Below are 13,607 nucleotides of genomic sequence, written 5' to 3'. Positions count from 1 at the left end.
TGGTGCCATGAAGTATCTCGAAGTAGACGGTGTAGGGCGGGTCAGCCGCATCGGTCTGGGAACCTGGCAGTTCGGCTCCAGCGAGTGGGGCTATGGCGACGAGTACGCCCAGGGCGCGGCACGCGATATCGTGCAGCGCGCGCTGGCGTTGGGGGTCACCTTCTTCGACACCGCGGAGATCTACGGCTTCGGTCGCAGCGAGCGCATCCTCGGCGAGGCGCTCGGGGATGAGCGGGCCAATGTCGCCGTCGCCAGCAAGGTGTTTCCGGTGGCGCCGTTTCCGCCGGTGATCCGCCAGCGCGAGCAGGCCAGCGCCCAGCGGCTCGGACTGAACAAGATCCCGCTCTACCAGATCCACCAGCCCAACCCAGTGGTCCCCGATTCGGTGATCATGCCCGGTATGCGCGACCTCCTCGACAGCGGAGCGATCGGCGCGGCCGGCGTGTCCAACTATTCACTGGAGCGCTGGCGCAAAGCCGATGCGGCACTGGGCCGCCCGGTGATCAGCAACCAGGTGCACTTCTCGCTGGCGCACGCCGGCCCGCTGAAGGATCTCGTCCCGTTCGCCGAACGGGAGAACCGGATCATCATCGCTTGGAGCCCGCTGGAACAGGGCCTGCTCGGCGGCAAGTACGGCCTGGACAACCGCCCGGGTGGTATCCGCGCGGCCAACCGATTGTTCGGAACCGAGAACCTGCGCCGGGCCGAACCGCTGCTGCAGACGCTGCGCGACGTCGCCGCCGAGGTCGGCGCCAAGCCGGCTCAGGTGGCGCTGGCATGGCTGATCAGCCTGCCCGGCGTGGTGGCGATCCCGGGTGCCTCCAGCGTCGAACAGCTCGAATTCAACTGTGCGGCAGCCGACATCGAGCTGTCGACCGAGGCCAGGGATGTGCTGACGGCAGCCGCGAAGGCGTTCCGCCCCGCATCGGCAGCCCGGTTCCTGACCGACACCGTCCGGGAACGGTTAGGACGCGGCTGATTCGGGCTGGAGGGCCCGGCTCCAGCCGAGTGGATTGAGGTTGCGGAAGGGGTCGCTCTCGCGCAGCTTCTGCAGATCGGCCAGGACGCCTTCGAGCGCGGACTGGGTGCGTTCCTTGACGGTCGCTTCCCACGCTTGCGCGTTGGTGCGGGCAGGTTTCGTGGTGTCGATGGGTGCAGCGAAACGCAGGTACATCCGCTTGGGATCGGGCAAGAGGGTGGGTCCCAGGCCACGGGTCGGCGGAATGGCCATGTCCGGCCGGCCGCCGATGCGTCGCCCGATGAACTGGCTCACCCGTCCTACGGCGCTGTCTCGTTCGACCAGACCGTGGTAGACGTCGTCGCCGCCGACGAGTCCGACGGGCACGATCGGATAGTTGTGGGCGATGGCCAGCCGGGCGAATCCGCTGCGGCCCTCCCAGCGCAACCGGTACTTCTCACCTTTGAACTTGGGCATCTCGCGCCCGCCGCCGGGGAACACCAGGATCGTTTCGTCGTTGGCCATCAGCGCTGCGCCGTTCTCCGGGGTGCCGACCACCGCGCCGGCAGCTGCCAGCACGTCTGCGGCGATACCGCGCATGTCCCCGAATGACTTCTCGGCAAGGCCGCGAACGCGAACCCCGAGGTCGCGGTGCACGAAGTACGGGATCATCACGACCTCCGCCATCCCGAAGGTGGTGTGGTTGCCGACGAGTAGGAACCGGCCGTCGCGTGGCAGGTTCTCCAAACCGTCGACGTAGGGCTTGCCGAAGTCGACCACCGGCGCCATCCGATCCGCGACAGCGAAGATGGCCTTGGCGACGGACTGCACGCGGTCCGGCTGATTAACCAGGTGCTCGAGGTCAGCGGACACGCGGGAGTCGTTGTTCGGCAATGCATTCGACATTGTCATCTCCTGAGGTAGGGCGCGGGCGTTGGCCAAACTGACCAAACGACCATTTTGGTCAGTATGACATACTGGCTGGCATGTCGACAGAAGCCGATTCGGGTGCGTTCAACTCGCCCGCCGATATAGTCACGACGGTGAGCACTTCCCTCGATGACCTGCCCGAGCAGCATTCGGCGAAGGCGGCCAGGCTGTTGGCGGCGGCCAGCGATCTGCTCGTGGCGCGGGGCGTCAAAGGATTCACCGTCGCCGACGTCGCGCAGCGGGCGCACGTCGGCAAGGGAACGGTCTACCTGTACTGGCCCACCAAAGAGGACCTGCTGGTCGGGCTGATCGGGCGCAACTTCATGAGCATCATGGACGGCCTGATCCAGCAGATCACCGACGAACCCGACCTCGTCCGCCCGTCGCGCTTCTGCCCGATGATGCTGCAGACGGTGACCACCAATCCGCTCATCTCCGCGATGCAGGACCACAACGAAGACCTGCTCGGAGTCCTCGCCAACCACCCGCGCTCGGTCTCCCTGCACAGCACCCTCGGGCCCAGCGCCATGCTGCACGGCATCCTGCCGATCTGGCGCCGCCACAGCCTGGCCCGGGAAGACTGGGATGTCACCGACCAGGCGATCGCACTTCATCTGCTGATCACCGGTGCCGTGCTGTCACAGCTGCGACCCGTGCCGGACTGGGTCGACGCCGATCCCCTGCGAGTACTGGGCCCCGCCATCACCGCCCTACTGGGTCCGGAGCGGGCAAACCGCAAGCAGGTGCAGACCACCGCGACGGAGATCGTCGAGTTTCTGCACGGAGGTCAGGCCGCCGCGCTGCACATCCTCAATGCCTGACGACGGCAGGGACCGTCCGCCGGTTCGGCGCTGGCCGCACATTCTGCGACTGGCGCTGTTCGTCGCGGTGTTGCTCACGGTCTTCTACCTCGTCGCCGTCTCCCGCGTCATCGACGTCGAGCAGGTCCGCGACGCCGTCGCCGCCACCGGGCCGGCCGCCCCACTGGCCTACCTGCTGGTCTCGGCGGTGCTGGCCGCGATCTTCGTTCCCGGGCCGCTGTTGGCGGCGGGCAGCGGGTTTCTGTTCGGTCCGCTGCTCGGCACGTTCGTGACGCTGGGTTCGACGGCGACGACGGCGACGATCACCGCTTTCCTCGGACGGCGCGCCGGCCGCGACAGCGCTCGGGCACTCATCGGAGCGGACTGGACGCAGCGGATCGACAACCAGATCAAACGCCGCGGACTGTGGGCTGTCGTCGGCCAGCGCTTCATCCCCGGCATCTCCGATGCACTGGCCTCTTACGCATTCGGCGCTCTCGGAATGCCGTTGTGGCAGATGACAATCGGGGCGTTGATCGGGTCGGCACCGCGCGCTTTCGTCTATACGGCGCTAGGCGCCTCCATCTCGGATCTGAACTCACCGCTGGCCTACGCGGCCATCGCGGTCTGGTGTGTCACCGCGATCATCGGGGCCTTCGCCGCGCACCGGGGATACCGCAGTTGGCGGGCCCGGGGCCAATAATGGTGGGGTGCCCGATCGCAATGTGCTTGGTGATGAACTGCAACCCTGCGGAACCGACCCGCTGACCGGCTTCTACCGCGACGGGTGCTGTTCTACCGGCCCCGAGGACATCGGATTGCACACCATCTGTGCGGTGGTCACCGCGGAGTTCTTGGACCACCAGCGCTCGATCGGCAACGATCTGTCGACGCCGATGCCCCAGTTCCGTTTCCCAGGCCTGGCCCCCGGCGACCGCTGGTGCGTCACGGCGCGCAACTGGCTACGCGCGCATCAGGACGGCTGTGCCGCTCCGGTGGTGCTGGCCTGCACCCACGAACGCACGCTGGATCTCGTTCCGCTGGAGACGCTGCAAAGCTACGCCGTCGACGTGCCCGACGACCTAGGCGGACTCTGAGGCGCTCAGGCGGTCTGCGCCGTCAGGCCCAACTGGCCACCGCCTGCGGAGTTCCCGAGGTCGTAGACGACGTCGTAGTGGTAGAAGAGCTGGATCCCTGAGTTGAGGTAGTACTTCGACTTGTCGGAGTCGACGCCGTCGGCGGCCTTCTCATTCTGGAACTTGATCACCTGCGTCGTCAGGCTTTCCTGCTGGTGATCGGTCGTCGTCGTGACGGTGAAGAACGTCTCGTCCTGACCGCCGACGGTGGTGCCCTTCAGGGAGAACGTCAGGTCGCCGGCCAGCACACCCTTCTTCGGATCGTCGTTCGACGGCACCAGGATCTTGTCGTATTCAGCCGCCTCGGAACTCTTGTCGGTGTTGTGCAAGGTTGTCACGGCGCCGGTGTCCAGGACCACCTTCACCTTGGAATCGGTGACGACCGGCTTGCTGCCGTCGCTGATGTTGATCTTCGCCTTGATGAGCTGCTGCTTGTAGAACTGCACACCGCTGTTGGGCACGGTGTTGCCGTTGGCGGACTCGTCGGGATCCATGGCGAAGAACGACGTCGACGGGTTGTGGAGGTCGGCCGCTGTCAGGCCGATCTGAACCCACGCCTGCTGAGTCTGGTCGTCGACGTGGACGATGAAACCCGGCGATATCCCGTTGCCGAAAGTGAACTGGGACAACAGGCTGGTGATCCCGTCGGCCTCGTAGTTGGTGCCCACTCCGAAGTCGCCGTAGAAAGCCTTCTCGATAGGCGGCGGATCGATACCGCCCGAGATCGTCGTGCCGCTGGGTGTCCAGAGATTGGTGCTGCCACTGTTGATCAGGTTGGCCTGACCGACCTGGACGGAGCCGGTGGAGGCCAGCGGCAGCGAATTGCCTTGCGTGAACAGCGAGACCGTCGTGTTGGCCGCGACACCGCTATAGGTGATACCGCTGTCGTCGCCACGCGAGACCAGGGTGGTCGACCCCTTGACGCCATTGCCCCACCAGTCCGAGGTGTGCGGGTCGTTGGAGGCGTATGCCGCGAAGAAACCCGAAGCGCCGGTGTCGAATTCGAAGAGTTTGGGCTTGGCGCCGTTGCCGAGGGTGGCGTAGATGCCAAGCTTCTTGGTGTCGGCTATGCCGTCGCCGTCGCTGTCGATGGGTGTGAAGTACAGCGGCACCGTGATCGGTGCGGTGATCACGCCGACGCTGGCCGGGAACAGCGTCCGCCGGACCAGAAACAGGGCGCTCTCAGCGACATAGGTGATGGGGCCTTGCGGCAACACAGAGAGCAGGTTCGCCACCGAGTACAGCAGGCCGTTCACCGCGTCCGGCAACGTCGGCGACGACGTGGTCGTCAGCGGGGCCGACACGGCCGAGGACTGTTGCGGTTTGGCCGAGCCGACCGTACTGGCGACTGGGCGCGCCGTCACCCGTGCTGCGGAGACGGTCGAGACGGAGCCTGAGCGGGTCGCCGCGGCGGGGCGCGCCGATGACGGTTTGTCCGCCGCGGACCTCGGTTTGTGGTGACCGGCCGACGGAGCGCTATGCGCGTCCGTGCCGTCGTCAGCGAGCGCGGTACCCGGTGCCGCGGCCAGCGCAATGCCCACACCGGTTGCCGCCGCCCCGAGTTGAAGCCACCTGACCACCGTCAGCGATCTCTTCGCCGAACCACGCATCCCGACCCCCGTGGGCTATGGACCAGTACTGGCGAAGGCATATCACGTGGCGGTCGTATGTGCAGGGGTTCAGCGCTATCCATTAGCAGCGTGCGCGATACGGCATTAGGTCACTTCAATCGCGCAATCTTGCCGCCGAGGTCGCTTCCGTTAGTCATCAGAACCTTCCATCGAAGGGGAAAAGGTCCCATCCTTTGCTGAATCCCCATCGGGCAGCGGCACAGCGTGCTTCTGTCGAGGTCCGAGTTCTATTCACACGGGGGGGACTTTGATGACTACTGGCATGCCCACATTCTGTCGGGTCGGCGGTCTACTTCTGGTGGCGCCATTGGTGACGATCGGTGCCGTCACCGGCAGCGGGGCGGTGGCGAATCTCGCCTCGGCCCGCGCCGTCCACGTAAGCACCGCCAACGTCGAGCTGACCGGTTCTTCGGGTGGTCTCCTGGGTTCGGTCGTCGGTTTCCTCATCGGCGACGGAACGCAGACCAACCCGAATGCGGGCCTACTGATCGGCAACGGATACAGCTACAGCGCGGCCGATGACGCCTATTGCGCGGGGCATGTCTGCAACGGCGGCAACGCCGGCCTGTTGTTCGGTAATGGCGGCAACGGCTGGAGTGCCACAGCGGGCTCGGGCTTGGCCGCCGGCAACGGTGGAAACGCCGGCCTTCTCGGGATCGGCAACGCCGGCAACGGCGGCAACGGAGCCGCCGCCGGGTATGTCGCCAATGTGCGGACTCAGGTCGCCACCGCCGGCGGTCGGGGTGGCCGCGCCGGGTTGCTCGGCAATGGCGGCGCAGGCGGCACCGGCGGCGCTGATGGTGGTGGCAGCGCGCAGATCTTCTCCTCGCTGGGCGCCAACGGCGGCGCAGGTGGCCGCGGTGGCCTGATCTGGGGCGACGGCGGAGCAGGCGGCGGCGGTGGTGTGGCCGTGGGATCGGGGCAGAGTGTCGTCATCGGCGCCACCGGAGGTGACGGCGGCACGGGCGGAAGCGCCGGCCTGTTCGGCACCGGGGGTGCCGGCGGTGCGGGTGCGAAGGCCAACGCGAATTATGGCCTCGCCACCGGCGGTGCCGGCCGCAACGGCGGTCGGGGTGGACTCCTGCTGGGCAACGGCGGCGCCGGCGGCAACGGCGGCGGATGGACCGCCAACACCACCAATCCCGATCAGTGGTACAACTCCGGGACGATCTCCGGCGACGGCAGCGCGATCGGTGGCCCCGGCGGAAACGGCGGCACCGCGACCATCGGCTCCGGCGGTCAGGCCGGCAACGGCGGCTCGGCCGCGTCAAATGCAGGCAACGCCACCGGCGGCGCCGGAGGCAACGGCGGTGGTGCCATCGCCGGCTCGGGCCAATCCGGCGGTTACGGCGGCGGTGCTGTCGCCTTGATCGGTATCACTGAAGGTGGAGCAGGTGGCGACGGTGGTGGGAGCGTTCTCAGTCTCACGCGGGCGGCATCCGGCGGCGCGGGCGGTAGCTCCGTGACTGCCAACCCTGGCGCCGGCACCACCCATGGCGGTAAGGGCGGCACCGGCGCAAGGGGTGGGCTGTTCGCCGTCGGCGGCACCGGCGGCGCCGGCGGTTCGCTGATCAACGGTCCAGTGTGGAAGAACCAGGCACTGGGTGAGGCCGGTAACGGCGGCACCGGCGGCAGAGGCGGGTTGTTCCGCAACGGTGGCACCGGCGGGGCCGGCGGCGACGCCACGTCGCCTGGCTCCGGGGTTACGCCCGGCACGGGCGGCTTCGGCGGACCCGGCGGCCTCGGCGGCCAACCGGGCAACAGCGGGGCCAACGGCACCACGTAATCCAGTCAGGCCCAACACAGCGGCGACACTGACGTCAGCGGTGTCGCCGTTGTGTTTGGCTGACTCGAGGAGGAGCCATGGACCCAACGTCAGGACTTGGTGAGGTGTCGTCACGATTCGTCGGCGCCGACGGGCCGAGACATCCGTGGACGACCGGAGACGTCACCGTCGACCTGCCCGTGATCGTCGACTGGGTACAGACCGATCCCGCCACCGGTGACGCGGCGGTACGGGTCAACGCGCGAGTCGATCTCGTCGATGGCGAGCCGAAGGTCGTGGAGATGTCTCTGGTCGCTGCGGCCGGCCTCGACCTCGCGGTGCTTCAGCGCGAGTTTCGCTGGGCCTCACCGTTGAATGCGGTGATGGGGATCCTGCCTGGCCTCATCGCGGCCGGATCCGACCCGTTCACCGTCGAGCTTCCGCTGACCGGGTTCCCCGCCGTCGCCGTCCAGCCCACGACGCACCGCCGGGTTCTCACCGACGAGTTCTTGACCACGATCGCCCACGAGTACCTGCGGCGTGGCCGTGGCTATGCCGCGAGCCTTGCCCAGGAGTACTTCGTGACCCCTCGCACGGTGGTCAGCTGGATCGAAAAGGCACGCACCCGAGGGATTCTCAGCGCACCGCCGACCCGCGGGGCCACCGGTGGACGTCTCCTGGCAGGCTCTGCAACGGAGTGAGGGCGATCTGTCGCACACACGCCGTGCCGACACACCGGGGGTCAGCGCCACGGCTCGAATACCCGCGTCAGCGCTCGATCATCTCCATTTGTGCCTCGTTGTGGTGTCCGCCCGAAGGCGGAGTGAGTTCGTCCAGTCGTCTCATGTGCTCGGCGCTGAGGACGACATCGTCAGCGGCCACGTTCTCCTCCAGTCGGGAGACGCGCCTGGTCCCCGGAATCGGCGCGATGTCATCGCCTTTCGCCAGCAGCCAGGCGATGGCGACCTGAGCCGGGGTGGCCCCGGCGTCGGCGGCGACGGCCTGCACTTCATCGGCGATGGCCAGGTTGCGCTGGAAGTTCTCGCCGGTAAACCGGGGATTGGTGGCCCGGAAGTCATTCGGGTCGAACTGATCTGTCGATCGGATGGTGCCGGTCAGGAATCCCTTGCCGAGCGGTGAGTACGGGACGAAGCCGATGCCGAGCTCACGCAGCAGCGGCAATACCTCGGGCTCCTGATCGCGCGTCCACAGCGAGTATTCCGACTGCAGCGCGGTGATCGGATGCACGGCATGCGCGCGGCGGATGGTGTCTATCCATGCCTCGGACAGGCCGATATGACGGACTTTGCCTTCGGACACGAGTTCCGCCACGGCGCCGATGGTGTCCTCGATCGGGGTATCGGGGTCGACGCGATGCTGGTAGTACAGATCGATGTGGTCGGTGCCCAGCCGCTTGAGCGAACCCTCCACGGCGGTGCGGATGTTGGCCGGGCTGCTGTCGAGGTTCCACGGGCCCTTGCCGGCATGGGAGACGAGACCGAACTTGGTGGCCAGCACCACCTGGTCGCGGCGGCCCTTCACCGCCTTACCGACAAGTTCCTCGTTGACGTAGGGGCCGTAGATCTCGGCGGTGTCGATGAAGTTCACCCCGAGGTCCAGTGCGCGGTGGATAGTGCGGACGGACTCGTCATCGTCGGTGCCCGCGCCGGTGTATCCGTGCGACATACCCATCGCGCCCAGGCCGATTCGCGCCACCGTCAGGTCGCCAAGTTTCGCAGTCTTCATTGAGAATCCTTTCGTGGCAATGCCGGACTACTCGCCCGGCGGGAAGTCGGTGGAAGCGGCGAGTGCCTTCTGGGTGCGGAAGTCCGCGAGCCGCGCCTCGAGTGTCGAGATGGTGCTTTCGAGAGCCTGCGAGCCGAGTACCCTCCGCAAGGGCGCCGGGTCGACATCGACGCTCTCGATGATCGCGGCCGCCATCCGGGCCGGGTCTCCGACAGCCAGACCGTTGGCCGGGTCCAACATCTTCTCGAAAGCACGTGCCGGGCCCCCCACATACGCAGGCAGCGGGTCTGCGACTTGAGCACTGCCGTAACGGAATTGGGTCCGTGCTCCACCCGGCTCGATAATCGTCACTCCGATACCGAACGGAGCGACCTCTTGTGCGACCGATTCACAGAACCCCTCGATACCCCACTTAGTGGCGTGATACATCGAGTTCCCCGGGAAAGCGACCTGGCCACCATAGCTCGACAACTGAATGATGCGTCCGCCGCCGGCGGTGCGCATGTGCGGAAGTACTGCGCGGATGAGCTGAATGCCGGCCGTCAGATTCGTGGCGAGGATGGACTCGATCTGGTGGTCGCTGACTTCCTCGGCAGCGCCGAACACACCGTAGCCTGCGTTGTTGATCAGAACGTCAATTCGCCCCAGGTCCGCGATGGTGCGCTCGACGGCGGCCCGCAGCGCCGCCGTGTCCCGAACGTCGAGCACTTCAACCCGAAGGAGTTCGGGGAACTTCCCGCGAAGGTCGGCGACCGATTCCGTCTTTCGCACGGTGCCGACGACGTAGTCGCCCCGCTCGAGCAGTTGCTCGGCAAGGTGTCGCCCGAAGCCACTACCGATACCGGTGATGAGCCAGACCCGTTGTGTCACTGTTTGATTCCTTGTTTCGGTGCGATCGCGTTGACGGCAGCCAACCCGTTGAGTGTTCGGGGGTAACCGATGAACGGCAGTAGTTGGGTCAGTACCGCCAGGAGAGTGCCGCGGAGGTTCCCGACGTTGAGGTTTCCCGCGACGTGACCCTTCACCTGCGCGTCGGCACCGCCTAGTGCGACCAGCATCGAGAACGTCAACAACTCACGTGTCCGCAGGTCGATCCCGGAACGGGCGACGTAGTCGCCGAAGCAGTTCGACGACAGGTATTTCTGAAAGTGCAGCTCGTCATCGGCCGCCGCGGCGTACATGCCCGCCACCTTGTCCGCACCGACGATCTGGTTCTGCACACTCAGTCCAACGTCGCCGCGGGTCCGGGTTGTCGACGCCGACTGAGTCGGCAGCGGCAGCTCGACGCCACGGGCGGTGAGCACCTCGTTTGTGGTGTGCAGGAAGTCGAACACCTTGGCCAGTCCGACGTAGGGCACAGCCTGGTAGACGATCTCCTTGACCTCGACGGGCGTCACACCGACCGTCAACGCCGCACCCAGCATCACCCGGTACTCGCCGAGCGCCTGCGAGGCAATCATCGCGGCGAGTTGCACCATCAACCGGGTACGGGTGTCGAGGTTCCCGTACTGCAGGACCTCGTCGAACGCGAAGTTGTCGAACACCTCGATCAAGTCTGGGTCGGTAACCTTCAGCGTCGACACATGGCCCGGGAACAGTTCGTCGTGGTTGCGCTGTGCGACTGTGCTAATCACAATTGCACACCCTCGGGAAGGCGGTACTCGTCGTCGGTGACGTGCTCACCCCACTCGGTCTCGACCTGACCCGACTCCGGATCCGGTGCCTCCCACATCGCCAAGTGCGTCATGAAGTGCGTGGGAGCCGCACCGTGCCAATGCCATTCACCCGGTGGGGTGAACACCGTGTCACCGGGCCGCAAGACGATCACCTCGCCTCCCCGAGACTGGACGAGCCCGATCCCGTCGGTGACGTGGAGCGTCTGCCCACATGCATGGGTGTGCCAGGCGGTGCGGGCGCAGGGGGCGAAGCGCACGGTGTTGACCCGTATCCGCGACGGTTCCTCACCCTTGGCGATGACGTCGAAGTACACGTCGCCGGTGAAGAACTCCGCCGGCCCCTTGGTTGATTTCCCCTGGGGGATGCTTTGCATGATCATTCCTCATCGTCTTGGTGGGGAACCAGTTTCAGCGTTGTCGAGCGTGCCGTCGGGCTGGTGATCGACTTGACCGGCCCTGGGTAGCGGCCGTACTTGCGCGCGTACTCGAGGTCGAGTTCGTCGTCGACGTCGCCATCGACGACGAAGTCGACGTCAGCCACCACGCGCCCAGCGGAGAGCTCACCCCGATTGCGTACCTGCACACCCCGGAACCAGGCAGCGTCCGGACCGTTCACCGATCGCGTGTAGAGATCGGCGCCGAGGCGGACCACCCACACGGTCACCGGCGAACGTAGTGAGCCGTCGCTACGCATGCCGGCAATCCGCACCTCCTGCGCGTCGCCGAAATGGCGGAGGTCGTCATCGGTCCAGGTCGTCGACATCGTGTCTCTCCTCGGTGCAGGTCAGCTTCAGGGGCGGATCATGACTTTGAGTGATTCCCGCTCGGCCATGGCCTTGTACCCGTCGGGCACCTCGGCCAGACCGATGGTGCGGTCGAAGACCCGGCCCGGTTCAACAGTGCCGTCGAGGATGTCGGGCATCAGTTCCTCGATGTAGGCCCGGGCGGGCGCGGCACCGCCAGTGAATCTGACGTTGCGGAACACCGTGTCGAATCCCAGTGGGCCTTCGATGTACTGCGGGACACCGATGCGGCTGATGGCACCACCGGATCGCGCAATCTTCACGGCGGTCTGGATCGACGGCAAAGTACCGACGCACTCGAGCACGGCGTGTGTTCCGTCGCCCCCGGTCAGCTCGAGGACCCGTTCGGCGCCCTCATCGCCTCTGGCGGCGACGATGTCGGTCGCACCGAACTCACGGCCCAGATTGGTGCGCTCAGGGTGCCTGCCCATCAGGATGATCTGCTCGGCTCCGAGCCGCTTGGCTGCGAGCACGCCGCACAACCCGACCGCGCCGTCACCGATCACAGTGACGGATTGGCCGGGGCTGACCCCGGCGGTGACGGCACCGTGGTGGCCGGTACAGAACACGTCGGACAGTGTCAGCAGTGACGGCATCAACGCCGAGTCCGGCGCGACCGGCAGCTTCACCAATGTGCCCTGGGCCAGCGGGACCCGCACCGCCTCGCCCTGACCGGCATCCACGCCGGTGGAACCCCACCCGCCGCCGTGACGGCAGGCGATCTGCAGGCCCTCGGTGCAGAAATCGCAGGTATTGTCCGACCACACGAACGGCGCCACCACCAGGTCCCCGGCACTGAAGTCGCTGACGTCAGAGCCGACTTCCTCGACGATGCCGATGAACTCGTGGCCCATGCGACGACCCTGCTCGCTGGCGGGCATCGACTGGTAAGGCCACAGGTCGCTGCCGCAGATGCAGGCGGAGGTGACGCGCACGATGGCGTCGGTGGGCTCGTGCAGGACCGGGTCGGGCACGTTCTCGACGCGCACGTCGCCGGCTCCATACATAACGGTTGCTTTCATGGACACCAGTCAACGTCCATTTTCGGCAGCGTGGCAGTGCCTGTCGTTCCAGGTAATGGCAGTACCCCTCACCGACGGCCGTGGACTTCTAACCTGGAGGACGTGGACCATCGCAAGGACATCCGCGACTTCCTGACCACCCGGCGCGCCCGGATCACCCCAGAGCGCGCCGGACTGCCCGCATACGGCGGGAAGCGCCGAGTCTCCGGCCTGCGCCGCGAGGAGGTCGCACTGCTGGCCGGCGTCAGCGTCGACTACTACACACGCCTCGAGCGAGGCAACCTGACGGGCGTGTCCGACAGCGTGCTGCACGCCGTGGCTCGGGCGCTGCAGTTCGACGATGCCGAGCGCGAGCACCTCTTCGACCTGGCCCGTGCCGCCAACCCGACGCCGCGGTCCCGGCGGCGCAGCAGCGCGGCCGGGGTGCGGCCCAGCGTCCAGCGGGTGCTCGACGCCATGTCCGCCGCGCCGGCCTGGGTGCACAACGACCGGCTGGACTTCCTCGCCGCGAACCGGCTCGGGTACGCCTTGTACTCGGAGTTCTTCACCGATCCCGTCCGTCCGGCCAATAGTGCCAGGTTCATGTTCCTCAACCCGCGCTCGCGTGATTTCTATCCTGACTGGGAGCAGATAGCGGACAACACCGTCGCGATCCTGCGCGGAGCCGCCGGACGCGATCCCTTCGACGAGAAACTCACCAAGCTGATCGGCGAATTATCCACCCGCAGTGAGGATTTCCGCACCAGATGGGCTGCGCACAACGTGCGTCTGCATCGCACCGGGGTGAAGCGTCTGCGCCACCCTGTGGTCGGCGACCTCGAGCTCAGCTACGAGGGCATGGAGCTACCGGCCGATCCGGGACTGATGTTGTTCGCCTACACCGCCGAACCCGGGACACGGTCCGAGGACGGGCTCAAGCTACTCGCCAGTTGGGCCGCCACCCAAGAACTCCAGGATTCGGCGCCGGGCGATCGCGAAGCGAAGGTTCGTCCCGGCGGCGCCGGCGAGTGACGCTCGGGGGTCAACCGTCTCGGGCCAGGTCACGCAGGAGTGCCCGAGTTCGTTCAATGGACGAACTGCGTTCGCCGCGCGTGCCTCCAGCGGCCCGGCGAAGTCAGACAGTACAGCTGCTGAGTAGGG

At 66.6% G+C, this 13,607-nt stretch carries 15 protein-coding genes; 7 read left to right on the top strand and 8 right to left on the bottom strand.

Annotated features, from left to right (window positions below):
• The first annotated feature begins 7 nt into the window (after nucleotides 1-7).
• On the top strand, nucleotides 8-979 hold the full coding sequence (locus tag HBE64_RS08775) for an aldo/keto reductase (protein WP_167100460.1): 972 nt from the start codon (nucleotides 8-10) through the stop codon (nucleotides 977-979).
• Here the strand turns inward: HBE64_RS08775 and HBE64_RS08770 are convergent.
• Entirely contained in the window at nucleotides 965-1,864 is a 900-nt protein-coding gene (locus HBE64_RS08770; protein ID WP_167100457.1) for a lysophospholipid acyltransferase family protein, read from the bottom strand. The two genes, HBE64_RS08775 and HBE64_RS08770, sit on opposite strands and share 15 nt — an antisense overlap.
• An 80-nt stretch (nucleotides 1,865-1,944) precedes the next feature.
• On the opposite strand from HBE64_RS08770, the gene HBE64_RS08765 reads away from it, so the two are divergent.
• Genes HBE64_RS08765 through HBE64_RS08755 form a run of 3 tightly spaced genes read left to right on the top strand, consistent with a single transcriptional unit; the run spans nucleotide 1,945 to nucleotide 3,785 of the window.
• The gene (locus HBE64_RS08765) at nucleotides 1,945-2,709 is read left to right on the top strand and encodes a TetR/AcrR family transcriptional regulator (RefSeq protein WP_167100454.1); all 765 of its coding nucleotides are present in this window, start codon (nucleotides 1,945-1,947) and stop codon (nucleotides 2,707-2,709) included.
• Nucleotides 2,702-3,391, top strand: a complete 690-nt coding sequence (locus HBE64_RS08760; protein ID WP_167100451.1) for a TVP38/TMEM64 family protein — start codon at nucleotides 2,702-2,704, stop codon at nucleotides 3,389-3,391. The genes HBE64_RS08765 and HBE64_RS08760 overlap by 8 nt, the downstream gene beginning before the upstream one ends.
• Nucleotides 3,392-3,398: 7 nt before the next feature.
• Entirely contained in the window at nucleotides 3,399-3,785 is a 387-nt protein-coding gene (locus HBE64_RS08755) for a DUF2237 family protein (protein ID WP_167100448.1), read from the top strand.
• Between the two features lie 5 nt (nucleotides 3,786-3,790).
• On the opposite strand, the gene HBE64_RS08750 is transcribed toward HBE64_RS08755, so the two are convergent.
• The gene (locus HBE64_RS08750) at nucleotides 3,791-5,404 is read right to left on the bottom strand and encodes a hypothetical protein (RefSeq protein WP_167100445.1); all 1,614 of its coding nucleotides are present in this window, start codon (nucleotides 5,402-5,404) and stop codon (nucleotides 3,791-3,793) included.
• Between the two features lie 313 nt (nucleotides 5,405-5,717).
• On the opposite strand from HBE64_RS08750, the gene HBE64_RS24905 reads away from it, so the two are divergent.
• Both HBE64_RS24905 and HBE64_RS08740 read left to right on the top strand, forming a co-directional pair.
• The gene (locus HBE64_RS24905) at nucleotides 5,718-7,241 is read left to right on the top strand and encodes a hypothetical protein (RefSeq protein WP_167100442.1); all 1,524 of its coding nucleotides are present in this window, start codon (nucleotides 5,718-5,720) and stop codon (nucleotides 7,239-7,241) included.
• Nucleotides 7,242-7,318: 77 nt separating this feature from the next.
• Complete coding sequence (locus HBE64_RS08740; protein WP_167100439.1) at nucleotides 7,319-7,921, top strand: hypothetical protein; 603 nt, start codon at nucleotides 7,319-7,321, stop codon at nucleotides 7,919-7,921.
• Nucleotides 7,922-7,988: 67 nt separating this feature from the next.
• Here the strand turns inward: HBE64_RS08740 and HBE64_RS08735 are convergent, their stop codons facing one another.
• From HBE64_RS08735 to HBE64_RS08710, 6 genes are read right to left on the bottom strand one after another with little or no spacing between them, the layout of a single operon-like run.
• Entirely contained in the window at nucleotides 7,989-8,966 is a 978-nt protein-coding gene (locus HBE64_RS08735; protein WP_167100436.1) for an aldo/keto reductase, read from the bottom strand.
• 27 nt (nucleotides 8,967-8,993) lie between these two features.
• The gene (locus HBE64_RS08730; RefSeq protein WP_167100433.1) at nucleotides 8,994-9,836 is read right to left on the bottom strand and encodes an SDR family oxidoreductase; all 843 of its coding nucleotides are present in this window, start codon (nucleotides 9,834-9,836) and stop codon (nucleotides 8,994-8,996) included.
• Nucleotides 9,833-10,600 (bottom strand): carboxymuconolactone decarboxylase family protein, encoded by a 768-nt coding sequence (locus tag HBE64_RS08725; protein WP_243841543.1) that lies wholly within the window; start codon nucleotides 10,598-10,600, stop codon nucleotides 9,833-9,835. The genes HBE64_RS08730 and HBE64_RS08725 overlap by 4 nt, the downstream gene beginning before the upstream one ends.
• Nucleotides 10,597-11,016 (bottom strand): cupin domain-containing protein, encoded by a 420-nt coding sequence (locus tag HBE64_RS08720; protein ID WP_167100430.1) that lies wholly within the window; start codon nucleotides 11,014-11,016, stop codon nucleotides 10,597-10,599. Before HBE64_RS08720 ends, HBE64_RS08725 begins: the two co-directional genes overlap by 4 nt.
• A 2-nt stretch (nucleotides 11,017-11,018) precedes the next feature.
• Complete coding sequence (locus HBE64_RS08715) at nucleotides 11,019-11,405, bottom strand: DUF2255 family protein (RefSeq protein WP_167100427.1); 387 nt, start codon at nucleotides 11,403-11,405, stop codon at nucleotides 11,019-11,021.
• A 27-nt stretch (nucleotides 11,406-11,432) separates the two neighbouring features.
• Nucleotides 11,433-12,467 carry a zinc-dependent alcohol dehydrogenase family protein gene (locus HBE64_RS08710; protein ID WP_167100424.1) on the bottom strand — a complete coding sequence of 345 codons (1,035 nt, stop codon included), beginning with the start codon at nucleotides 12,465-12,467 and terminating at the stop codon, nucleotides 11,433-11,435.
• Nucleotides 12,468-12,569: 102 nt separating this feature from the next.
• Between HBE64_RS08710 and HBE64_RS08705 the strand changes: the two genes are divergently transcribed.
• The gene (locus HBE64_RS08705) at nucleotides 12,570-13,478 is read left to right on the top strand and encodes a helix-turn-helix transcriptional regulator (RefSeq protein WP_167100421.1); all 909 of its coding nucleotides are present in this window, start codon (nucleotides 12,570-12,572) and stop codon (nucleotides 13,476-13,478) included.
• Nucleotides 13,479-13,607: the final 129 nt, after the last annotated feature.

The organism is Mycobacterium sp. DL592, assembly GCF_011694515.1.
GTDB lineage: Bacteria > Actinomycetota > Actinomycetes > Mycobacteriales > Mycobacteriaceae > Mycobacterium.
Note: the sequence above shows the minus strand (reverse complement) of the source record. Positions and strands in the feature narration are given on the sequence as shown.